20 protein-coding genes are annotated in these 21,120 nt (G+C 56.4%); 7 read left to right on the plus strand and 13 right to left on the minus strand.

The window, feature by feature from the left end:
• The first annotated feature begins 8 nt into the window (after nt 1–8).
• From WH277_RS08585 to WH277_RS08605, 5 genes are all read left to right on the plus strand, one after another.
• Nucleotides 9–932 (plus strand): dihydrodipicolinate synthase family protein, encoded by a 924-nt coding sequence (locus WH277_RS08585; RefSeq protein ID WP_133844802.1) that lies wholly within the window; start codon nt 9–11, stop codon nt 930–932.
• A 104-nt stretch (nt 933–1,036) separates the two neighbouring features.
• The gene (locus tag WH277_RS08590; RefSeq protein ID WP_339505258.1) at nt 1,037–1,528 is read left to right on the plus strand and encodes a YhcH/YjgK/YiaL family protein; all 492 of its coding nucleotides are present in this window, start codon (nt 1,037–1,039) and stop codon (nt 1,526–1,528) included.
• Nucleotides 1,525–2,826, plus strand: coding sequence for an MFS transporter (locus tag WH277_RS08595; RefSeq protein WP_133844798.1), 1,302 nt, complete (start codon nt 1,525–1,527; stop codon nt 2,824–2,826). Before WH277_RS08590 ends, WH277_RS08595 begins: the two co-directional genes overlap by 4 nt.
• A gap of 91 nt (nt 2,827–2,917) precedes the next feature.
• Nucleotides 2,918–3,727, plus strand: coding sequence for a sugar-phosphatase (yidA, locus tag WH277_RS08600; RefSeq protein ID WP_133844796.1), 810 nt, complete (start codon nt 2,918–2,920; stop codon nt 3,725–3,727).
• Nucleotides 3,728–3,811: 84 nt separating this feature from the next.
• The gene (locus tag WH277_RS08605) at nt 3,812–5,080 is read left to right on the plus strand and encodes a DUF3748 domain-containing protein (RefSeq protein ID WP_133844794.1); all 1,269 of its coding nucleotides are present in this window, start codon (nt 3,812–3,814) and stop codon (nt 5,078–5,080) included.
• On the opposite strand, the gene WH277_RS08610 is transcribed toward WH277_RS08605, so the two are convergent.
• Entirely contained in the window at nt 5,061–5,423 is a 363-nt protein-coding gene (locus WH277_RS08610; RefSeq protein ID WP_133844792.1) for a YceK/YidQ family lipoprotein, read from the minus strand. The genes WH277_RS08605 and WH277_RS08610 overlap by 20 nt on opposite strands.
• A gap of 299 nt (nt 5,424–5,722) precedes the next feature.
• Between WH277_RS08610 and ibpA the strand changes: the two genes are divergently transcribed.
• Nucleotides 5,723–6,145 carry a small heat shock chaperone IbpA gene (gene ibpA, locus WH277_RS08615; RefSeq protein ID WP_133844789.1) on the plus strand — a complete coding sequence of 141 codons (423 nt, stop codon included), beginning with the start codon at nt 5,723–5,725 and terminating at the stop codon, nt 6,143–6,145.
• Between the two features lie 46 nt (nt 6,146–6,191).
• On the opposite strand, the gene WH277_RS08620 is transcribed toward ibpA, so the two are convergent.
• A complete protein-coding gene (locus tag WH277_RS08620; protein WP_133844787.1) occupies nt 6,192–7,442 on the minus strand; it encodes a valine--pyruvate transaminase in 1,251 nt (416 codons plus the stop codon).
• 363 nt (nt 7,443–7,805) lie between these two features.
• On the opposite strand from WH277_RS08620, the gene WH277_RS08625 reads away from it, so the two are divergent.
• Nucleotides 7,806–9,014, plus strand: a complete 1,209-nt coding sequence (locus WH277_RS08625) for an aldose 1-epimerase family protein (RefSeq protein ID WP_133844785.1) — start codon at nt 7,806–7,808, stop codon at nt 9,012–9,014.
• A gap of 401 nt (nt 9,015–9,415) precedes the next feature.
• Here the strand turns inward: WH277_RS08625 and ghrB are convergent, their stop codons facing one another.
• The 11 genes from ghrB to WH277_RS08680 form a co-directional block, all read right to left on the minus strand.
• Nucleotides 9,416–10,381, minus strand: coding sequence for a glyoxylate/hydroxypyruvate reductase GhrB (ghrB, locus tag WH277_RS08630; RefSeq protein ID WP_133844783.1), 966 nt, complete (start codon nt 10,379–10,381; stop codon nt 9,416–9,418).
• A 30-nt stretch (nt 10,382–10,411) separates the two neighbouring features.
• A complete protein-coding gene (locus WH277_RS08635) occupies nt 10,412–11,695 on the minus strand; it encodes an MFS transporter (RefSeq protein WP_159338272.1) in 1,284 nt (427 codons plus the stop codon).
• A 69-nt stretch (nt 11,696–11,764) separates the two neighbouring features.
• Nucleotides 11,765–12,724, minus strand: coding sequence for a sugar kinase (locus WH277_RS08640; protein WP_133844779.1), 960 nt, complete (start codon nt 12,722–12,724; stop codon nt 11,765–11,767).
• 3 nt (nt 12,725–12,727) lie between these two features.
• The gene (locus WH277_RS08645) at nt 12,728–13,477 is read right to left on the minus strand and encodes a sugar phosphate isomerase/epimerase family protein (protein ID WP_159338270.1); all 750 of its coding nucleotides are present in this window, start codon (nt 13,475–13,477) and stop codon (nt 12,728–12,730) included.
• A gap of 224 nt (nt 13,478–13,701) precedes the next feature.
• Nucleotides 13,702–14,730 carry a LacI family DNA-binding transcriptional regulator gene (locus tag WH277_RS08650; RefSeq protein ID WP_159338269.1) on the minus strand — a complete coding sequence of 343 codons (1,029 nt, stop codon included), beginning with the start codon at nt 14,728–14,730 and terminating at the stop codon, nt 13,702–13,704.
• A gap of 59 nt (nt 14,731–14,789) precedes the next feature.
• On the minus strand, nt 14,790–15,776 hold the full coding sequence (locus WH277_RS08655) for a LacI family DNA-binding transcriptional regulator (RefSeq protein ID WP_159338268.1): 987 nt from the start codon (nt 15,774–15,776) through the stop codon (nt 14,790–14,792).
• 132 nt (nt 15,777–15,908) lie between these two features.
• Entirely contained in the window at nt 15,909–16,571 is a 663-nt protein-coding gene (locus WH277_RS08660) for an OmpA family lipoprotein (RefSeq protein WP_133844771.1), read from the minus strand.
• A gap of 114 nt (nt 16,572–16,685) precedes the next feature.
• The gene (locus WH277_RS08665; RefSeq protein ID WP_133844769.1) at nt 16,686–17,249 is read right to left on the minus strand and encodes a DNA-3-methyladenine glycosylase I; all 564 of its coding nucleotides are present in this window, start codon (nt 17,247–17,249) and stop codon (nt 16,686–16,688) included.
• Nucleotides 17,250–17,285: 36 nt separating this feature from the next.
• Complete coding sequence (gene selB / locus WH277_RS08670) at nt 17,286–19,124, minus strand: selenocysteine-specific translation elongation factor (RefSeq protein WP_339505272.1); 1,839 nt, start codon at nt 19,122–19,124, stop codon at nt 17,286–17,288.
• Nucleotides 19,121–20,512: an L-seryl-tRNA(Sec) selenium transferase gene (gene selA / locus WH277_RS08675; RefSeq protein ID WP_339505383.1), complete on the minus strand. Its 1,392-nt coding sequence runs from the start codon at nt 20,510–20,512 to the stop codon at nt 19,121–19,123. Before selA ends, selB begins: the two co-directional genes overlap by 4 nt.
• Complete coding sequence (locus tag WH277_RS08680; protein WP_133844765.1) at nt 20,509–21,120, minus strand: glutathione S-transferase; 612 nt, start codon at nt 21,118–21,120, stop codon at nt 20,509–20,511. The genes selA and WH277_RS08680 overlap by 4 nt, the downstream gene beginning before the upstream one ends.

Below are 21,120 nucleotides of genomic sequence, written 5' to 3' on the forward strand. Positions count from 1 at the left end.
AGAACCAAATGAAGAAGATTGAAGGTATTGTTCCCGTCATGCTGACGCCGTTTACCGCTGATAACCAGATTGACTACCCTGGCCTTGAGCGGCTGATTAACTGGTATCTGACACAGGGCGTGGATGCGCTGTTTGCTGTCTGCCAGTCCAGCGAAATGCAGTTCCTCAGCCTGGACGAGCGCGTAGCGCTGGCAAAATTTGTGGTGGAAAAAGTCCAGGGTCGCGTACCGGTCATTGCCTCCGGTCATATCAGCGATGCGCTGGATGCGCAGATTACCGAACTGAGCGCGATGGCCAACACCGGCATTGATGCGCTGGTGCTGGTCACCAACCATCTGGACCCGAAAAATGAAGGCAGTGAGGTGTTCTTCTCCACGCTGAACGCCCTGCTGGAAGCCCTGCCGGTGACCATGCCTCTGGGTCTGTATGAGTGCCCGGCGCCGTATCGCCGCCTGCTGACCGATGAAGAGTTCAGCTTCTGCGCCAACAGCGGCCGTTTTGTGGTGCTGAAGGATGTGAGCTGCGACCTGCCTACCGTACAGCGCCGCGTGAAACTGGCTGAAGGCACACCGTTCAATATCATCAATGCCAATGCCGCCATTGCCTGGCCCGCCATCCAGTCCGGCTCCAAAGGGTTCAGCGGTGTGTTCACTAACTTCCATCCTGAGCTGTATCACTGGCTCTACCACCATGGCGCAGAGCAGCCGGAGAAAGCGCAGGAACTGTCGTTATTCCTGTCACTGTCTGCGGTAACCGAAACCCTCGGCTACCCGAAAAACGCCAAAATTTATCACCAGCAGCTCGGCACGTTCGACAGTGAGTTCTGCCGGGTGAATAAAGATAACGTGCTGGAAAAATTCTGGGGCCTCGGCGTATTGCTGGATCAAATCCAGCAGGGCACTGCGCTGTGGCAAAAGAAAATCGCGGGCTAACCTTCGCGCCGGGCGGCCCTGTCCGGGCCCCCCCGCTGTACCCCACAACCCGCTAAACAAATAACAAAAACTCGTTCGATGCGAGTGAAAACGGGACTAAAACCATGATTTTTTGCGATCGCAACGACTGGGCGAGGGAACGTCATACCCTGCATTCGGTCATTAACCAGGCTCTGGAATGGATTGCAGCAACGGATTTTTCCGCGCTGGAACCCGGTAAGTTCGACATCCTTCCTGAGAACAAAATGTTTTGTCTGTACCAGACGATGGACACCGTCCCGGCCAGCGAGATGCGTGCCGAGTCGCATTTCAAATACGTCGATATTCAGTATCTGCTCTCCGGTGAAGAGACGATCGGCGTGGCGCGTGCGCACCCCTCTCACGAGGTGGTCGAAGACCGCGCAGAGCAGCACGATATTGTGTTTTATCACCAGACCCATAATGAATCGATGATTGCGCTGGAAGCCGACACCTTTGTGGTGTTGTTTCCCCATGATGTTCATCGCCCCTGTTGCCAGACCCACGGTGTTTCCCGCCTCCGCAAAGCGGTGATCAAAATCCACCTGAGCCTGTTTACTGACGAGAGAACCTCATGAAAAATGCCTCTGTTACTGCCTCTGGCACGCAGCCATTGACCACCAACCCGCCGCAGATATCCCGTCTGCGCTGGGGCATCATTCTGATCCTGCTGCTGGCCGCCGTGGTGAACTACCTTGACCGCGCCAACCTCAGCATTGCCAATACCACGATCGCTGCCGAGTTCGGCTTCTCGCAGACGGAAATGGGGCTGTTACTGTCCGCCTTCCTCTGGCCTTACGCGCTGGCTAACCTGCCTGCGGGATGGCTGGTGGATAAGTTTGGCCCGAAACGCATGTTCTCCTGGGCGCTGGGTCTGTGGTCTGGCTTTACCTTCCTCGCCGCTTTTGTGAACAGTTATTCGGTGTTTTATGGCCTGCGTATGCTGCTGGGTATTTCTGAATCGCCGTTCTTTACCTCCGGTATTAAAATCACCCATCGCTGGTTTGGCGATAAAGAACGTGGCCTGCCGACCTCGATCATCAACACCGGTTCGCAGATTGCCAACGCCATTGCTCCGCCGATCCTCACCGTCCTGTTATTGAGCTTCGGCTGGCGCGGCATGTTTATGGCGATTGGTTTGATGGGTATTCCGTTGATGCTGGCGTGGTGGAAATTCTACCGTGACCCGGATGCACGTGAAGATGCACTGATTCATGCCGGCCACCGTAGCGTGACTGCCGAGGGCGAGAAGCAGGTAAAAACCAGCTGGGGCGCACTGTTTAAGCACCGTACTACCTGGTTTATGGTGATCGGTAACTTCTCGATTATGTTCACCATCTGGGTCTACCTGACCTGGCTGCCAAGCTATCTGGAGAAATCCCTGGGTTTCAGCCTGAAACAGACTGGCTGGATTGCCTCGATACCTTTCTTTGCCGGGATTCTGGGTGTGCTGGTGGGGGGAATGCTCTCTGATAAACTGGTGCGCAGCGGAATGAAAGCGATCCATGCACGTAAGATCCCGATTGTGGCGGGTGCGGCGCTGGCAGCCTGCTTTGTTGCGCCGATCCCGTTTGTGGAGAGCACACCGCTGGCGATTACCTTGCTGTCGCTGGGCTATTTCTGCTCTCAGATGCCACAGGGCGCCATCTGGACACTGGCCACGGATATTGCACCGAAAGATCAGGTCGCGTCGTTGGGGGCTATTCAGAACTTCGGCGGTTTCCTGGGAGCGGCAATGGCACCGATTGTTACCGGGGTGATTCTGGATATGACGGGTAAATTCACCAATGTGTTCCTGCTGGGCGCCGGGTTGCTGATGATGGGTGCGATCAGCTATGGCTTCTTTGTGAATAAACCGCTGGCCACGCGCCACTGATGGCGACGTGCCGTTCATTCCGTGATCAGACTGGTCATCGTGAGCTGAATCGCGCTAGCATGGTGACAAATTGTTAGCTAACGAGGATGGTATGGCGATTAAACTGATTGCGATTGATATGGACGGCACGCTGCTGAACCCGCAGCACGAAGTGACGCCGCGAGTGAAGCAGGCGATTCAGGCGGCACGCGATAAAGGCGTGGCGGTGGTACTGGCAACGGGTCGCCCGTTTATCGGTATCCAGCGCTACCTGGCGGAGCTGGGTCTGCAACAGGAAGGGCAGTACTGCATCAGCAATAATGGCGCACTGGTGCAGAAGGCCGATACCGGTGAATGCGTTGCAGAAGTGGCGGTCAGCTTTGACGATTATCTTTATTACGAACAGCTGGCACGCGAACTGGGTGTACATTTCCAGGCGCTGACGCAGACCCATCTGTACACCGCGAACAAAGATATCAGCCGTTTCACCATTCATGAAGCCAGCCTGACTGGCATTCCGCTGCGTTATCGCCCGGTGGAGGAGATGGATACCTCCATGACCTTCCCAAAAGTGATGATGATTGATGAGCCGGAACTGCTGGATGCGGCGATTGCCCGCCTTCCTGCCGAAGCCAGAGCGCGTAATACCATCCTGAAAAGCTCACCTTACTTCCTGGAAATTCTGAATAAACAGGTTAATAAAGGTGCCGGGGTGAAAGCGCTGGCCGACCGTCTTGGTTTACAGCGTGAAGAAGTGATGGCGCTCGGTGATCAGGAAAACGACCTCGCGATGCTGGAGTTTGCCGGAACAGGCGTCGCGATGGGCAACGGGATCGACGCCGTCAAAGCCATCGCGCAGTTTGTCACCACATCCAACCTTGAAGATGGCGTTGCCGTCGCCATTGAGAAGTTTGTGCTGTAATTCATTGCCTGCTGTAAGACGGCGGATACCCTAAGTCCGCCGAATGCATTACCCTTAGCAAAACCGTGTTAAGGGCCTCCTTCCATGAAAGAAACACAGCTTACCTTTTCCCCGCGTCATCATCAGTTGACCAATATTAACGTCTGGACGGCAGACAGCCAGTGGCTGGTATATGACGTACGCCCCTCTGGCGCTTCATTTACCGGGCTGACCATTGAACGGGTCAACGTTGTCAGCGGTGAAACGGAAGTGCTCTATCAGGTCGGTGATGGTGCACATGTGGGTGTGGTCACGGCCAGCCCTGATCTGCCTGCGCGCTATGTGTGCATTCATGGACCGGAACACCCGGACAGCCAGTGGCACTATGATTTCCACCATCGTCGCGGTGTGATTATTCAGCAGGGCGTGGCGGAAAACCTTGATGCCTGCGATATCACCCCGCCTTTTACCGCCGGTGCACTGCGTGGTGGTTCTCATGTGCATGTGTTCAGCCCGGACGGTTCACGCCTGAGCTTTACCTATAACGACCATGTGATGCACGAGTGGGATGTGGCGCAGGATCTGCGTAACGTGGGGGTGGCGGTGCCGCTGCATGCGGTGTGCCCACCGATCGATCACCCGCGTGAATATGATGGCAGCCACTACTGCGTGCTGGTCAGCCGGACCACGGTGACACCTCAGCCGGGCAGCGATGAGATCACCCGCGCCTATGAAGAGGGCTGGATTGGCCATCAGGGCTATCTGCGCGGCGACGGCGTTCGTCAGCGCTGGGCGCTGGCATTTATTGGTGACACCGTTGCGGAGACAGGTGAAAAAGTGCCGGAAGTCTTTATCGTCGATCTGCCGGAAAGCAATGCCGCGTTCGCGATAGCGGGCGATGAGCCGCTGGAAGGGACGTCCACCCAACTGCCTGCCCCGCCGAAGGGGGTACAGCAGCGTCGTCTGACATTTACCCACGGTCGCCGCTTCCCGGGTCTTGCTACTGCGCCGCGTCACTGGCTACGCAGTTCACCAGATGGCAGTGCCATTGCGTTTCTGATGAAAGATGATGCCGGGATAGTACAACTCTGGACGGTCTCACCGCTGGGCGGCGAACCGCGTCAGGTGACACACAGTGAGCATGATATTCAGTCAGCATTTAGCTGGCACCCGGACGGGCAACAGCTGGTCTTTGTCTGCGATAACAGCATCACCCTTTGTGAGGTGGCCAGCGGAACACTGCGGCGCATTACCCGACGCAGTGATATTGCGCCTGTGGCGGATGCCGTGGTGTTCTCCCCCGATGGGCGATCTGTGGCATATCTGCGTGACGGCAGTGATTACCGTCAGATCTTTACGGTACAGACGTGTTAGCGGCGTAAGGCGCCATCGTCTGCGACATGACTTCGTTGGTATGATTTGCCTCCTCGCTGCGGCGTACGCGTTCACGCGGCGAGTCGCTATTACCGGAGCGGTAATAGTCCAGCGGCAGGAGTAACGTATCCAGCACGGCAGAGAAAGGCAGATCGAGCGCCGCCAGTGGCTTCATCACCCAACCACTGTCTTTGTCGGTCAGTACGTCTGCACTGGCCCGCGTCCCAGGGTAGTAGCCATCACTGGGACCACTGTGCATCATCACGCTTGAGCAACCGCTGGTACTGACCAGCGACATACAGGCGACAAATCCGGCAATATGACTCTTCTTCAATGTTTTCATCTTGATTATCCCTTCAGTCTTTGCAACCTGGCTGAGACTCATTACCGGCGCGTGGGTTGACCCTGACCACTCTGCGGTGGCTGACACGATGGCCCGGCGAACTCATCCCTGAGTGTATGTCATTCGCTGCTTTCAGGTAAAAAAATCGTAATTTCTCCCCTTGAAAGCATCGATTTCATCACCATTTTATTTTTACGGTCAGTAAAACCTGTGCCGACAGGGCAGTGTTTTCTGAACCGACGACCCGTCCATTATGGAGGGCCGACACCCCTTACTCGCTGAATATCAGGAGCTGTAACATGCGTAATTTTGACCTTGCCCCACTTTATCGCTCATCCATTGGTTTTGACCGTTTGATCAACCTGCTGGAAACCAGCCAAAACCAGGGCACCAACAATGGTGGCTACCCGCCATACAACGTCGAGCTGGTGGGCGAAAACAACTACCGTATTACGATTGCCGTCGCCGGCTTTGCTGAGAGTGAACTGGAGATTACCTCCCACGATAATCTTCTCAGCGTACGCGGATCGCACCCGGACGAGCAGCAGGAGCGCACCTACCTGTATCAGGGTATTGCCGAACGCAACTTTGAGCGCAAATTCCAGCTGGCCGAACACGTACATGTGCGCAATGCCAAACTGGAAAACGGCCTGCTGTATATCGACCTGGAGCGCGTGGTACCCGAAGCCCATAAACCGCGCCGCATCGAAATTCTGAAATAATACGCTGTTGTTAACGGGCCACTCGCGTCAGCGGGTGGCCTTTATTTTATCCTTCGCGATGTGCCCGCTCGACTTCCTCGGCCAGAATCGTAATGCCTTGCTCAATTTTATCGCTATCCGGCACATAGTTCATGCGCATGCACTGATGCGTATGTGGCCACTCCTGCTCCAGCCCCGGGAAGAAGAGATGCCCCGGCACCATCAACACACCACGCTTTTTCAACCGCTCATACAACACTTCCGTGGTGATCGGCAGATCTTTAAACCACAGCCAGAGGAAAATGGCCCCTTCGGGCTTATGAATCAGGCAGCGTTCAGGCGATAAATAGCGGCGAATAACGGCAATAGTCTGGATCACACGTTCCTGGTAGAACGGCTTGATCACCTCTTCCGACAGTCGCAGCAAATCACCGCGCTGGATCATCTCATTGGCGATCGCCGGTCCGACGCTGCCGGGTGCCAGACTGATAATGCCATTCATATTACTGACCGCCGAGATCACTTTTTCATCGGCAATAATAATGCCGCAACGTGCGCCAGGCAGGCCAAGTTTGGACAGACTCATGCACAGAATAATATTGGGGTTCCACAGCGGACGGGCTTCGCTGAAGATAATGCCGGGGAACGGCACGCCGTAGGCGTTATCAATCAGCAGTGGAATGTCATGCTGCTGTGCCAGCGCATCCAGCTTGAGTAATTCGTCATCGGTGATCACGTTCCCGGTCGGATTCGTCGGACGCGATACGCAGATCAGCCCGGTATCTTCACCGATATGCAGATGTTCAAAGTCCACATGGTATTTGAACTGGCCTTCCGGCAGCATTTCGATATTCGGCCGCGTGGAGACAAACAGATCTTCATCCAGCCCGGCATCGGCATAGCCGAGGTATTCAGGAGCCAGCGGGAACAGCACGCGTTTTTTTCTGCCGTCAGCGCGGCGGCCAGCGTACAGGTTAAACAGATAGAAGAAAGCGCTCTGGCTGCCGTTGGTCAGGGCGATATTTTCCGGGGCAATATCCCAGCCGAGCTGTTCGCGTAGCAGGGTTGAGAGCGAATCCAGTAACGTGGTTTTACCGCGTGGCCCGTCATAATTACACAGGGCTTCTGCCAGCTTGCCTTCATCATGCATCTGTTGCAGTAACTGCTGGAAGTAGTCGTTCATCGCCGGGATTTGCGCAGGATTTCCGCCACCCAGCATCACCGTGCCGGGGGTCCGCAAACCTTCACCCATATCTTCCATCAGGCGCGTAATACCTGAATGGCGCGTAAATTTTTCACCAAATGCCGAAAAGCTCATACCCTGTTAATCACTTGTTATCTACAACGGGTGACCACCTTAACGCCAGCATCTGTGGGATGCAATATTGCGGGGACAGGCGATCGCACTTGTTCACTGCGGGCAGGCCTTTAATGGGATGAGCGACAGGCAGAGGCTGTTTTAGCTGAATCGTTTAAATTTCCTGGTACGCATGAAGGATGTTCATCACAGTTACTCATGTATATCGATCAGTTGGCGCACGTTTTAGTGACCTGGTGCACGTTTGGACGAGTTAAAACACCCAATAAATCAGTCGGTGATACCTGTCACGTTTTTATCCTACGCTGATTTGTAGTCTGTGGTTCCATAAAGCTTAATCAATTCAGCTAAAGGACAAGAACCATGAAAAAAACACTTCTGGCAGGGGTAGTGATGGCGGTGATCAGCGGTCAGGCAGCAGCGCAAAGCTGGTTGCTGACAGATGCTGAAAGCAGTACGGAGAAGGGAAACTGGCAGATTAATAGTCAGCAGCTGAAGCTGGCGGGTGAAAGCTTCAGCATTGAGCAAAAAGTTCTGCATGGCGGCAAGCAGGAAGGCTCCAAAGTGCTGACTATCACCAGTAAAAACGGCCTGACCATCAGCCTCAGCCCGACGCGCGGCATGGATCTGTTAAAAGTTACGGGCCACGGCGTTCGTCTGGGCTGGGATTCCCCGGTGAAGGAAGTGGTTAACCCGGCTAACATCAATCTGGAAAGCCGAAACGGGCTGGGCTGGCTTGAAGGCTTTAACGAAATGATGGTGCGCTGCGGCTTTGAGTGGACCGGCCACCCGGTGACCAAAGACGGCGTGATCTACACCCTTCACGGTAAAGCAGGCAATACACCAGCCTCTAAGGTTGAAGTGATCGTTGATGATAAAGCACCGCATGAAATCCGCATTCGTGGTCTGCTGAAAGAGACGACCTTCAAAAAAGCGAATCTCGAAACCTGGACGGAGCTGCGTTATGTACCGGGGTCAGATGCCTTTACCGTGCATGATGTGCTGACCAATCAGGCCGATTATCCGCACGACTACCAGATTATCTATCACAGCAACTTCGGCACGCCGATCCTTGAAAAAGATGCGCGGTTTATTGCGCCACTGAAATCCGTGTCGCCGTTTAATGACTACGCCAAAAAAGGGCTGGATGGCTGGAATGTTTACGGTGCACCGACCAAAGACTTTGATGAGATGGTGTTCAACCTGACGCCGAAAGCCGACAGCAACGGGAAAACCGTGGCGGCGGTGATCAACAGTAAAGGCGATAAAGGTGCCTCGATTGAGTTTGATACCCATCAGCTTCCGCTGCTGACTATGTGGAAGAATACCGATACCCTGAAACAGGGCTATGTCACCGGGATTGAGCCGGGCACCAACTATGCTTATCCGGTCACCATTGAGAAAGAGCAGGGACGGGTGAAACAGCTACAGCCGGGGCAGAGCACCGCGTTCACCCTGACCTACACGCTGCTGAAAGATGCCAGCGCAGTGCAGAAGGTGGAACAGCGCGTGAAGCAGATCCAGGGGGATGAAACTGTCGCCATCAGCGAAACGCCTATCGCGAAAGAATAATTCCAACGATAAACGCAGGGTCAGGCATGCCTGCCTGCCCCGTACAAATGTGGGCAGGGGAACGCTAACCGCAGAGGCATGCCTGCCTGCCCCGTACAAATGTGGGCAGGGGAACGGTAACCGCAGGGGCATGCCTGCCTGCCCCGTACAAATGTGGGCAGGGGAACGGTAACCGCAGGGGCGGGCATGCCTGCCCTGTACAAATGTGGGCAGGGGAACGGTAACCGCAGGGTCAGGCATGCCTTCCCCGTACAAATGTGGGCAGGGGAACGGTAACCGCAGGGGCGGGCATGCCTGCCCCGTACAAATGTGGGCAGGGGAACGGTAACCGTAGGGGCGGGGCATGCCCCGCCCGCTGTCATGCCGATCGAAAAAATGCTCGGGTCCTACGCAACCCTAGATTAACGCGGGTTCACGCAGTTCTTCTCGACCTTACCGCTTAACGCGGCAATCAGATTATCCACGGCGTCTTTTGCCATACCGTAACGCGTTTCATGCGTGGCAGAGCCAATGTGCGGCAGCGCCACCACGTTGCGCAGTTGCAGCAGCTCAGAGCTAACCGGTAACGGTTCCTGCTCAAATACATCCAGCCCTGCGCCATGAATCGTCCCGTCTTTCAGGGCCGCAATAAGCGCCTGCTCATCAACCACCGGGCCACGTCCGGCGTTAATCAGCACGGCACTTTTCTTCATCTTCGCCAGTTGCTCACGGCCAATCAGATGGTGGGTCTGCGCTGTCAGCGGCAGACTGATGCAGAGGAAATCAGACTCCGCCAGCAGCGTATCGAGGTCACAATAGTGCGCATCAAAACGCTGTTCAGCTTCAGGATGCTGTTTGCGTGCGTTATAGAGGATGGGCATACCGAAGCCAAGATGTGCACGCTGCGCCAGCGCCAGGCCGATGCGGCCCATGCCGAGGATGCCCAGCTTCTTATGATGCACATCTACACCGTACCAGTCAGGGGCGATGCTTTTTTGCCATTCACCCGCTTTGACGCGCTCAGCCATTTCCACCACGCGACGTGCTGAACTGAGGACCAGCGCCATCATGGTATCGGCAACGGTTTCGGTGAGCACGGTTGGCGTGTGCATCAGCAGGACGCCGTTATCATTCAGCGCCGCCACGTCAAAGTTGTCATAACCCACGGACACCGTTGAGGCTACACGCAGCTTCGGCATGTGCTGTAAAAAATCAGCATCCACTTTACCGCCCGATCCCAGAATACCTTCTGCTTCACTGAACGCGGAGGCATGAGCGGCGAGGGTTTCCGGGCTTAAGTCGTTCACTTCAGTCACACGGCAATGTTCATCCAGCCGTGCGCGCAGATCGTCCGGTAACGACTTATAAAGCACTACATTCGGTTTCATTCGATTCTCTCTGTTCAGGTAGTCGATAGATTAAGCCTGTTTTGCACCATGAGGCAGCGGCATCTGTTTATTCTGTGCGGGTTTCACGATCAACGTCAGCCAGACGGAAACCAGTAAGGCGCTGCCCATAAAAATATACGAGGCCGACGGACTGCCGGTGGCACCATTGAGGTAGCCCACCACCCAGGAACCGAGGAAGGAGCCCAGGGCACCCATCGCATTGATCAACGCCATTGCCCCGCCGGACACGTTACGCGGCAGCATTTCCGGGATAATGGCAAAGAATGGTCCGTAAGGGGCATACATCGCGGCCCCGGCGATCACCAGCAGAGCATAGGATAGCCAGAAATGACCGGGTCCCACCAAATATGAGCCTAAAAAGGCCATTGCACCAATCAGCAGTAACGGCCAGACAAACAATTTGCGGTTTTGTAACTTATCCGAAGCCCAGGAGACGACAATCATGGCGATGGTCGCGGCCAGGTAAGGCACTGAGGACAGCCAGCCGGCTTCCACCATGCCCATCTGCGTGCCGTTACGCAGAATGGAAGGCAGCCACAGAACAAAACCATAAACGCCAATACTCCAGCAAAAATACTGTGCGCACAGGATAATGACGTTTCGTGACTTAAAGGCTTCAGCGTAGTTACGAACCGCTTTCAGGCCCTCCTGCTCTTTCTGCAACTGCGCCTGCAACGCGGCTTTCTCTGCATCACTCAGCCATTTGGCCTGTGCCGGTTTATCCTGCACCAGGAACCACCATGCCACCGCCCAGATTACCGCCGGGAAGCCTTCGATAATAAACATCTCACGCCAGCCGAAGGCGTTAATCAGATAACCCGAAACCACGGACATCCACAGCACCGTGACCGGATTACCGAGGATCAGGAAGGTATTCGCGCGTGAACGCTCTGATTTGGTAAACCAGTTACTAATGTAGATCAGCATCGCAGGCATCACCGCCGCTTCCACCACGCCCAGCGTAAAGCGGATCGCAGCCAGCATCGGAATGTTGCTGACCAGCCCGGTCAGCGTGGCGCAGATGCCCCATAGAATCAGGCACCAGAACACCAGTTTCTTTACGCTGCGTCGTTCGGCATAGATCGCCCCGGGGATCTGGAAGAAGAAATAGCCCAGAAAGAACAGTGCGCCCAGCAGCGAGGAGACGCCTTTGGTGATGCCGAGGTCTTCATTAATTCCTGCGGCGGAGGCAAAGCTAAAGTTTGCACGATCCAGGTACGCCAGGCTGTAGGTGATAAACACGATGGGCATGATGTACCACCAGCGTTTCGGCGCGATTGTCTGATTTTTCATAAGTCTTCCTCGGTGGCCGCATTCTGTTGTAGGGGACGATGCGGTTTGTTTTTCCGGGTTGTGACGGTGTTAGAAATCACCCAGCGCGGCGCGCGTCGGTAATCCTTCACTGTCACCGATGGCCTGAATGGCCAGCGAACCAATTTTGTTACCGCGCCGTATCGCTGCGGGTAACGATTTTCCTTCCAGTAAGGCGCTGATCACGCCAACGGCGAACCCATCGCCGGCACCGACGGTATCGACAACGTTATCCGTTCTGATCGCCGCTATCTGGCCGCTCTCGCCATCGGCGGTTTTGTACCAGGCCCCGTCGCTGCCGGTTTTAATCACGACCGCTTTCACGCCCATCGCCAGGTAGAAGTCGGCAATGGCTTCCGGCTGCGTGTGGCCGGTCAGGATCTGGCCCTCTTTAATACCCGGCAGCACCCAGTCGGCAAACTGCGCCAGACCATTGAGCTGTTTCACCATCTCCTGTTCACTGGACCACAGCACCGGACGCAGGTTGGGGTCGAAAGAAATTGTTTTACCGGATGCTTTCATCTCACGGGCCACCTGCTGTAACAGCGCCAGCGAGCTGTCAGAGAGGGCTGCTGCTACGCCGCTGAGATGTAGATGACGGGCAGAGGTGAAGTAGCCAGGGTTGAGGGTAAAGTCAGCCACGGAGAGGTGGCTGGCGGCAGAGCCTTTGCGGAAGTACTCCACCAGTGGGTCTGAACCGTCGTCGACTTTCGATTTCAACTGAAAACCAGTGGGATAACGCGCATCGGTGGTCACCAGACGGCGATCGACACCTTCGTGGTCCAGCTGCTGGCAGGTAAAGCGGCCAAAGGCATCGTCGCCGATGCGGCTGACCCAGCCCACGTTCAGGCCAAGACGGGCGAGGCCGATCGCGACATTGAGTTCCGCCCCGGCAATACGTTTGCTGAAATGGCTGGCGCTGGCGAGATCGCCGCACTCATCGGCCACAAACATCGCCATGGCTTCGCCAAGGGTGACCACATCCAGCGGATGGTTCGCATCAATACTCATGATTTATTCCTCACGCAGCAGGTCAACATAGTGGCGAGTGACCGCCACCAGGTCCGGCCCTTCCAGCGGAAACTCAATGGCGCGCGGCACGTCTGATGGCAACAGTGCCAGTGTTTTGCGCCACAGATCATCAGCGTCATCCAGTGCAACGGCGCGCCAGCTTTCGCCCTCAGGCACAGCGGCTTTGACATGAATGTAGCTGACGTAGCGGTTTAAGCGATTGGCGGCCTCCAGGGGCTTATCACCCACCCACAGCCAGTTGCCCATATCAAAGGTCATGCCGTTACAGGTACGGCTTTCGCCGCAGGCGTGGAAGAAGCGGTCAAGGGCGGCCAGTTTTCCGCAGTCGGTCTGATCGTTTTCCACCACCAGATGCACTTTTTTTCCGGCGAGTTTGCTGCGCAGCTCATGACATTCGAAATCGGGCTGATAGTTGCCCAGCGCATATTTTAGTAGCTGGGCATTAAGCTGCTCTGCTTCAGAAAAGTGCTGGTCGAGTCGTGGATTCAGTGAACCATCGGCCATAAACAATGCTTCCGGCACGGAATAGAACGCCACCAGTCGTGCTGCGTGGATGGCGTCTGCCAGCAGCGGCAAGGTCGCCAGCTGTTGTTCGCTAAAAAGCTCGCGGCGGATCTCTACGCCGTCGGCGCCTGCGGCGGCAATAATCGGCAGCAGCGCCTGCTGACCACCCAGCGCGGCGACCTGCTTTTGTCCATAGGCGGCGGTGACAACGATGACTTCTCTTTTCATGGGGTTCTCCGGGAAATATCCACCTGTTCTGCTAAAAACGTTAGATGGAACCGGTTCCAAAAGAAAGGATCAGTGCAGTAATTTATGATCGCGCTCACGATGTGAGCGTTTGAGAGTAGGGAAAAATCTTAAAAAAGGGCGTCAGAGGGGGGCGCAGACAAAGGGCGAGGTGGGGTCGATGAGGGATCCTGTCGGGTGGCCAAGGCGGCAGGATCATCGTTGTTTTAGCGCGTCAGCCTTTGCGTTGATCCACGTACAATCAGTTCGCCGCTGAACACCTGTTCATGGCGGGGAGCATCGTCACCGCCAACGCGTTTCAGCACCTGTTCCAGGGCTGCATACCCTATCTGCCAGGTGGGCTGTTTCAGGGTCGTGATGCCGACACCGGCCAGTTCGGCCCACTCCAGTTCGTCAAAGCCCAGCAGGCCGATCTGCTCGCCCCAATTGAGCTCCAGATGGCGCAGTGCGCGGGCAACCTGAAGTGTCAGCGCCCCATTGACGACCATAACCGCACAGGGTGCCGCATGATGGCGCTGATAAAACGCATGGAGTACCGTTTCCAGACGCTCACCGTCGCCGAGGGCAACTTCAGCCTGTTCAGCCACGAGATCAGGATGCTGTGCCATACGCTCGCGGAAGCTGTGCACACGCTCCAGTCGGGTGTTCACCAGGCCCAGTGGTTCGCTGATAAACAGCACGGCCTGGTATCCCTTATCCAGCAGATGTTCCGTGGCCATCAGGGCCGCCGTGCGGTTATCCAGGCCGACGACATCGCAGTCAAAATCCGGGATTTTACGGTCGATCAACACCATCGGCAGCAGCGATTGCTGGAGCTGATTTAGCGCCTCTTCGTGCATGCCGACCGCATTCACCACAATCCCTTCCACCTGATAGCTGTTAAGCAGGTTGAGGTAGTGTCTTTCGAGATCCACTTCGTTATTGGTGTTACACATCAGCAGGGTAAAGCCGTTGGCGCGGCATGCTGCTTCAATGCCGCTCAACACATTCACCGAATAGGGATTGGTAATATCCGCGATAATCAGGCCAATAAGCCGGGTCCGTCCGCGTTTAAGGCCACGAGCCATCTGGCTGGGGCGATAATTGAGCGTGGCGATGGCCTGTTCAATACGTGTTTTGAGGTCGATGGAGAGTGCGCTGAGTTCACCGTTAAGATAGCGCGAAACGCTGGTTTTCCCGGTGTTCGCGGCTTTAGCGACATCGCTGATGGTGGCTTTCGCGGCCTTACGATTCATGATGTTCCCTGATGGTGATGATTGCGCGAGCCTACCACAACTGCCGCCCGACGGCAGCATCAGGGCAGTTTCAGCGCCGGTTGCCACAACACTTGTAACGTGTTGACGTCTTCTCCCTCAATCAGCTTCAGTACCATCTCTGCCACCTGTTGACCGACATCGGGGCGCGTGGCCTGAACAATACTGGTGACCGGATCGGCGATCACTGAATCCGCGGGCAGACCATCGTAGACCACCAGCTCAACGCGCTGCGGGCCCGTGAGGAAACCTGCTTCCCGCAGGGCAATGGCTGCGCCGTCACCCAGCATATTGCAGTCGGTGATGATCACCTGAGGGCGCTGCGGCTGTGCCAGCAACTGACGGGTCAGGCGATAGCCTTCCCGGCGGGTCGGCTCGATCCGCCAGCAGGCATCCTGAGCCAGGCCGCGTAGCGCCAGCGCATCAAGAAATCCCTGGCGGCGCTGGTCAACAAAGGTTTGATCGTGATGACTGCCCAGCAAGGCGAAGCGTTGCAGTCCGGCATCGGCATAATGCGCAACGGCCAGGGCTGGCCCAGCGTAGTTATCGAAATCAAACCAGGCATAAGGGGAGGCCAGCTCGCTGCGGCCCAGCGCCAGGAACGGGAAGCCCAGCTGTTGCAGTTTAATCAGGCGACTGTCGTGTCGCGCAGTGTGTGCAACAATCAGCGCATCCACGCAGTGTGTGCGCAGCATTCGTTGCATACCGCGATGGTCGTCATGGGTATCGTCGGCAATGATCAGCAGATCAACATCGGACTGCGCAAGCGATTGCGCGATGGCGCCCATCATTTCGACGAAGCTAATATCGTTAAACGGCAGGGGAGTGACGGGAAAAAGCAGACCTACGGCATTGGTGCGTCCGGTTTTCAGGCGGCGTGCGACAGCATTCGGGCGATATCCGCGCCGTCTGGCTTCTTGTTGAATTCGCTGACGCGTCTCTTCTGCCACGTCGTCATAGCCATTAAGAGCCCGACTGACGGTGGTAACGGAGAGGCCGAGTGCGCTGGCGATGGCTTTGAGTGACATGTGTGCGGCGGCGTGTGGGTGATCAATTTCTGCGCAGGGTAGCACACATTGTTAAAGCTCACTACGATATAGCGCAATTATTCTCAAAAACAGGAATAACTACCCGGCAGGGCGTGCCGGGTAGTGAGACGCTTACAGCGGGCTGAGGGTAATCTCAACGCGACGGTTTTGCGCTTTGCCTTCTGCGGTGCTGTTCGAGGCGATAGGGTTATCAGGCCCCATTCCCTGAGTGCGCACGCGGTTGCCCGCAACGCCCTGAGTGATCAGTGCACTTCCTACGCCATCAGCACGCTGCTGGGAGAGCGTCATGTTCAGCTGACGGCTGCCGCTGCTGTCGGTGTAGCCGATGACGTTAACTGCGGTTTTTGGATACTCTTTTAGCACCATCGCTACGCCGGTCAGCGTATTGGCACCCGCGGGTTTCAGCGTGCTGCTGCTGCTGTCAAAGGTGACGTTGTTTGGCATGTTCAGCACGATATTGTCGCCATTACGCGTCACACTCACGCCGGTGCCTTTCATTTTATCGCGCAGTTTGGCTTCCTGAACATCCATGTAATAACCTGCACCACCGCCCAGAGCCGCTCCGGCAGCAGCACCGATCAAGGCGCCTTTACCCCGGTCTTTCTTCGACGAGGAGAGCATGCCAACGCCTGCACCCAACGCGGCACCGATGCCCGCGCCAATACCGGATTTACCCGCTTCACGTTCGCCAGTGTAAGGGTTGGTAGTACAGCCCGCCACGCTCAGGGTGCCGCACAGCACCAGGGCAAGTGTAATGACGCTTTTCTTCTTCATCAGGGGATCCCTCTCATTCGCAGCAAGTGGACAAAATTGCCCGTAAACGCGATCATTATGCCGATGAAATGAGAGGGAAATACGTAGGCTTATTCCCAAATTTGTAAGTGAAAGCTACTTATTGTTATCGGGATGGCAAAAGCAGGTCGTGGTGTGTTCACTGGTCAGCCCGCAGGCCTGCATAAAGGAGTAACAGGTGGTGGAACCGACAAATTTGAAGCCACGCTTTTTCAGTGCTTTTGACATAGCGTCCGAGATGGCGCTGGTGGTGGGGGCAGAGCGATAGTCAGTAAAACGGCTGACCTGAGTTTGATGATCAACGAAACTCCAGATAAACGTTTTAAAGTCTTCTCCGGCGGCTTCCATTGCCAACAGCGCACGTGCGTTAGCCATTATCGCCGTGATCTTCCCCCGGTGGCGGATAATGCCACTGTCCTGCATGAGCCGCTCAATATCGTCATCGTTCATCGCCGCCACCTTCCGGACATCAAAATGATGAAACAGGCGACGATAGTTTTCGCGTTTTTTCAGTACGGTCAGCCAGGATAATCCCGCCACCTGACCTTCCAGGCAGATCATTTCAAATAACGCCTGCGTTTCGGTGTGAGGCACGCCCCATTCCGTATCGTGATAGGCGATATATAACGGATCTGCAGAAACCCAGCCACAACGTTGCATTGTACTCTTCCCTTTACTGGTTATTTATCCAGCATTCTAGCGGAACATCTGGCTGTCGCGCAATAAATGTTCATTGCCTTTGCGCTGAGTGAAGCCACAGTGGTCGAAAAACTCGAGGATCTGCACCGCCAGTTTCCGGCCTGTGCCCAGCTGATCGCGGAAGTCTCCGGCGCGGGTGCCCAAGCCTGTTTCAGCACGCTGAAAGATAAGACCAGCAAAGCGGGTCAGCTGCGTATGACTGTAGTACCGATCGTTAACGATAGCGGTAATGGCACCGCTCTGCGCCGCTTTACGCAGCGTCTGGCGCATCAGCTCCTCATCGCAGCCCAGCTGCGCCGCCAGGTCGCGCACCCACCATGCCTCGCTGCCGAACAGGGGTTCTGCCTGTTGCCAGATCGCAGCCTCCCGGTCATCAAAACGGATACGGAAATCGGGCAGATGCAGCCAGCCACGATTGTTAATCATCTGCTTCGCAGCGATCAACTGGTCCGTCAGTGCAAGCACCAGCTCCGCGGGTTGACCAGGGAATGCCAGACGTCGCAGGCGATCGCGGCCAATACCCGGACGGTCGCCGTGTTGCTGATGATAATTTTTTAGCACGCTGAGCAGCTCTGACTGCCACTCTCGCTGGGTTTGCCTCAGCAGCAGATAATCGGCGGCCTGCATAAACGTCGCGCTATTGAGTGAGGCAGTGATGGCCTCTCCGTTACGCTGAAAAAACCAGTGGAGTGCATCCATGCGCCAGGGATGGGGCTGTAACAGCCGTTCCAGCCGTTGTTCAAGACTGGTGGCTTTTTCCAACTGATGCAGCCAGTCGAGGAACGCGGGCTGGCGTTTTCCTCGCTTCGGCGGGGCCAGCAGCACGATTCTCGCCCCGGCCAGCGTCTGGCGCGCACTGATATCCCGCAGGATTAACCGGTCATCACCGGCCAGCCACAGCGGGTTGTCAAACAGCAACTCGGCAAAACGATCGTCCAGAAGCGAGATGCGGCCAGTGGTATGGCTGGCTGCATGATGAATATGCAGTGACTGACCCTGATGCAGCGGTTGATGGGATTGAAGGTTGACGATCGCCCGCCCGCAGGGCCGTTCGGGAGCGGTGGTCAGCAGCCAGTCGCCGCGACTGACTTCCGCTTTTTCCACCCCACCGCTGAGATTCAGCGCGATGCGTTGCCCTGCGTGGGCCTGTTCCACGGGTTGATTCTGGGCATGCAGATTGCGCACCCGCACCCGTTTATTCATGCCGGTCAGCCACAGGGAATCACCGATGCGCACGTCACCGGACAACGCAGTGCCCGTTACCACCACGCCTGCCCCTTTAACGTTAAACACCCGGTCAATCGCCAGACGGAAGGCCTGATCCTGCCACAGAGGGCGTTCGGGCAGCTGGCGCAGATGGTGGCTCAGTTCAGCAATGCCCTCCCCGTTGACTGTGCTGGTGGTAAACAGGGCGACGCTTTCCCAGCCAAATTGCCGGGTTAGCTGGCGGATCTGCTGATCGACGGCCTTACGCTGTGCGGGTTCCACGCTGTCGCTTTTGGTCACGGCGACGGTCAGCGCAGGCTGGCCACTCAGTTGCAGGATCGCCAGATGTTCACGGGTTTGCGGCATGATGCCATCATCGGCGGCGACGACCAGCAGAGCGTGATCGATACCGCCGATACCACTCAACATATTACTGAGGAATTTTTCATGGCCGGGAACGTCAATAAAGCCGATTGTCTGCCCGTCGGGCTGAGGCCAGTATGCGTAGCCTAGATCGATGCTCATGCCGCGGGATTTTTCTTCCGGCAGGCGATCGGCATTGACACCTGTAATGGCTTGAAGCAGTGATGTTTTTCCATGATCAACATGGCCAGCCGTGGCAATAATCATGACGTCATCATCCTGATAAAGAGCGCGTCATCTTCCAGTGTTCGAAGATCGAACCACAGACGACCGCTGTGAATACGCCCGATGATGGGGACGTCACCGGTGCGGAGCCTGTCTGCCAGTGCCTGCAGTGTGCTGCCGCTGCCGTTCGTCGGAGTGAGCGTCAGCGCCACGGACGGCAGCCGTTCAACCGGCAGCGAACCGCTGCCAATTTGTGACAGGCAGTCAGCTATTTCTACGAGGAACAGCCCCGTCAGTGCGGTCTGAAGTACAGGTAAAAGCCGCTGCGCCTGATGGGCGATCTCGGACTGTGTGCGGGTCAGCAGCCGCAGCGTTGGCAGCTGCTGTGCCAGTTTCTCCGTGTGCAGATAGAGCTGTAATGTGGCTTCCAGCGCTGCCAGGGTCATTTTGTCTACCCGCAGTGCGCGCTTCAGCGGGTGCTGTTGCAGACGGGCAATCAGCGCTTTTTTGCCGATGATAATGCCTGCCTGTGGGCCGCCGAGCAGCTTATCGCCGGAGAAACTGATCAGACTGACGCCTGCGGCAATCATCTGCTGCGGCATCGGTTCCGGCGGCAGCCCATACTGTGTCAGGTCAATCAGCGAACCACTGCCGAGATCGCTGATGACCGGCAGATTGTATTCGTTGCCCAGCGCCACCAGTTCGGCCTCACTGACCGCTTTGGTAAAGCCCTGCACCTGATAGTTGCTGGTATGCACCTTCATCAGCAGCGCGGTATCGCTGTTCACCGCTTCGCGATAATCCTTCAGATGGGTGCGGTTGGTGGTGCCGACTTCGCGCAGCCGGCAACCTGCCTGAGTCATCACATCGGGAATGCGGAACGCGCCGCCAATTTCGACCAGTTCACCGCGTGATACCACCACGTCCTGACCCGGTGCCAGGGCTGCCAGCATCAGCAGTACGGCTGCGGCATTGTTATTCACAATGCAGGCGTCTTCTGCCCCTGTTAGCTGGCAGAGCAGGTCGGCCAGCGCGCGATCGCGGTGGCCGCGTCCGGCATCATCCAGCGCGTACTCCAGCGTTACCGCCGAGCGCATTACGCGGGTCACCGCGTCAACGGCCGGCTCGGACAGCAACGCTCGCCCGAGATTGGTATGCAACAGCGTACCGCTGAGATTCAGCACCGATTGCAGCCCGCTGCTGCCTGTTTGCTCCAGCCGCTGGCTGGCGTGTTGTGCCCAGTTGTGGCACCAGTCAGGAAGCTGCTGGTGTTGCTGAATATGCTGGCGGGTCTGCTGCTGTAACTCACGCAGCAGGGTGACCAGCTGGCGGTGTCCCCAGCGATCGCTGAGCACCTGAAATTCAGCCTGACGTAACAGGCTGTCAATAGAGGGAAGCTGGCTGAACAATATTTTCATCGGCAGGCTCAGGTTGCTGGCGGCTCCGTACGGGCAAAGCTGTCGCGCTGAAACAGGGTAGTGGCAAGCTTGACCAGCGAAGGTCGGTTCACATTCCATCCCGGTGCCACGCGGCGGAAATTCAGATAACCGAGCGTACAGGCGGTAGCGATATCGGCCAGCGAGATCTGTGAACCGTTCAGCCATTTACCTTCCACTGCGGCCGCTTCCAGCGCATCCAGCCCGCGCTGAATTTTATCGCGCTGGCGCAGCATTTCGCTGGTGGACTGCTGGTCCGGATCTTTCTGCTGTTCGCGCACGATCAACAGCGCGGCATCACAGACGCCATCGGCGAGCGCTTCCAGCTGGCGGACCGCAAGCTGGGCGCGCGGATCGACGGGCAAAAAGGCCGGGTCGAGATGCAGCAGTTCCAGGTAAGCGGCGATAATCGACGAGTTGTACCACACGTCATCATCATCACTGACCAGCGCCGGGACTTTCCCCAGCGGAGTATAGTCTTTGACATGGCTGCCTTCGTGCCACGGAGACTCATTGACGAACTCAAAGGTGATGCCCTTTTCCAGCAGCATCACGGAGATTTTGCGCACATACGGACTGGTGTAATTGCCGATCAGCTTCAT

This window comes from Erwinia sp. MYb416 (genome assembly GCF_037479575.1).
In the GTDB taxonomy this organism is placed as follows: domain Bacteria; phylum Pseudomonadota; class Gammaproteobacteria; order Enterobacterales; family Enterobacteriaceae; genus Erwinia; species Erwinia rhapontici.

Coding starts and splice junctions, on each gene's coding strand:
- WH277_RS08625 (WP_133844785.1), top strand. CDS start 7,806: ATGAAAAAAACACTTCTGGCAGGGGTAGTGATGGCGGTGATCAGCGGT.
- ghrB (WP_133844783.1), bottom strand. CDS start 10,381: ATGAAACCGAATGTAGTGCTTTATAAGTCGTTACCGGACGATCTGCGC.
- WH277_RS08605 (WP_133844794.1), top strand. CDS start 3,812: ATGAAAGAAACACAGCTTACCTTTTCCCCGCGTCATCATCAGTTGACC.
- WH277_RS08660 (WP_133844771.1), bottom strand. CDS start 16,571: ATGAAGAAGAAAAGCGTCATTACACTTGCCCTGGTGCTGTGCGGCACC.
- WH277_RS08655 (WP_159338268.1), bottom strand. CDS start 15,776: ATGTCACTCAAAGCCATCGCCAGCGCACTCGGCCTCTCCGTTACCACC.
- WH277_RS08590 (WP_339505258.1), top strand. CDS start 1,037: ATGATTTTTTGCGATCGCAACGACTGGGCGAGGGAACGTCATACCCTG.
- selB (WP_339505272.1), bottom strand. CDS start 19,124: ATGATTATTGCCACGGCTGGCCATGTTGATCATGGAAAAACATCACTG.
- WH277_RS08635 (WP_159338272.1), bottom strand. CDS start 11,695: ATGAAAAATCAGACAATCGCGCCGAAACGCTGGTGGTACATCATGCCC.
- WH277_RS08620 (WP_133844787.1), bottom strand. CDS start 7,442: ATGAGCTTTTCGGCATTTGGTGAAAAATTTACGCGCCATTCAGGTATT.
- WH277_RS08650 (WP_159338269.1), bottom strand. CDS start 14,730: ATGAATCGTAAGGCCGCGAAAGCCACCATCAGCGATGTCGCTAAAGCC.
- yidA (WP_133844796.1), top strand. CDS start 2,918: ATGGCGATTAAACTGATTGCGATTGATATGGACGGCACGCTGCTGAAC.
- WH277_RS08645 (WP_159338270.1), bottom strand. CDS start 13,477: ATGAAAAGAGAAGTCATCGTTGTCACCGCCGCCTATGGACAAAAGCAG.
- WH277_RS08610 (WP_133844792.1), bottom strand. CDS start 5,423: ATGAAAACATTGAAGAAGAGTCATATTGCCGGATTTGTCGCCTGTATG.
- WH277_RS08595 (WP_133844798.1), top strand. CDS start 1,525: ATGAAAAATGCCTCTGTTACTGCCTCTGGCACGCAGCCATTGACCACC.
- WH277_RS08665 (WP_133844769.1), bottom strand. CDS start 17,249: ATGCAACGTTGTGGCTGGGTTTCTGCAGATCCGTTATATATCGCCTAT.
- WH277_RS08585 (WP_133844802.1), top strand. CDS start 9: ATGAAGAAGATTGAAGGTATTGTTCCCGTCATGCTGACGCCGTTTACC.
- WH277_RS08640 (WP_133844779.1), bottom strand. CDS start 12,724: ATGAGTATTGATGCGAACCATCCGCTGGATGTGGTCACCCTTGGCGAA.
- ibpA (WP_133844789.1), top strand. CDS start 5,723: ATGCGTAATTTTGACCTTGCCCCACTTTATCGCTCATCCATTGGTTTT.
- WH277_RS08680 (WP_133844765.1), bottom strand. CDS start 21,120: ATGAAGCTGATCGGCAATTACACCAGTCCGTATGTGCGCAAAATCTCC.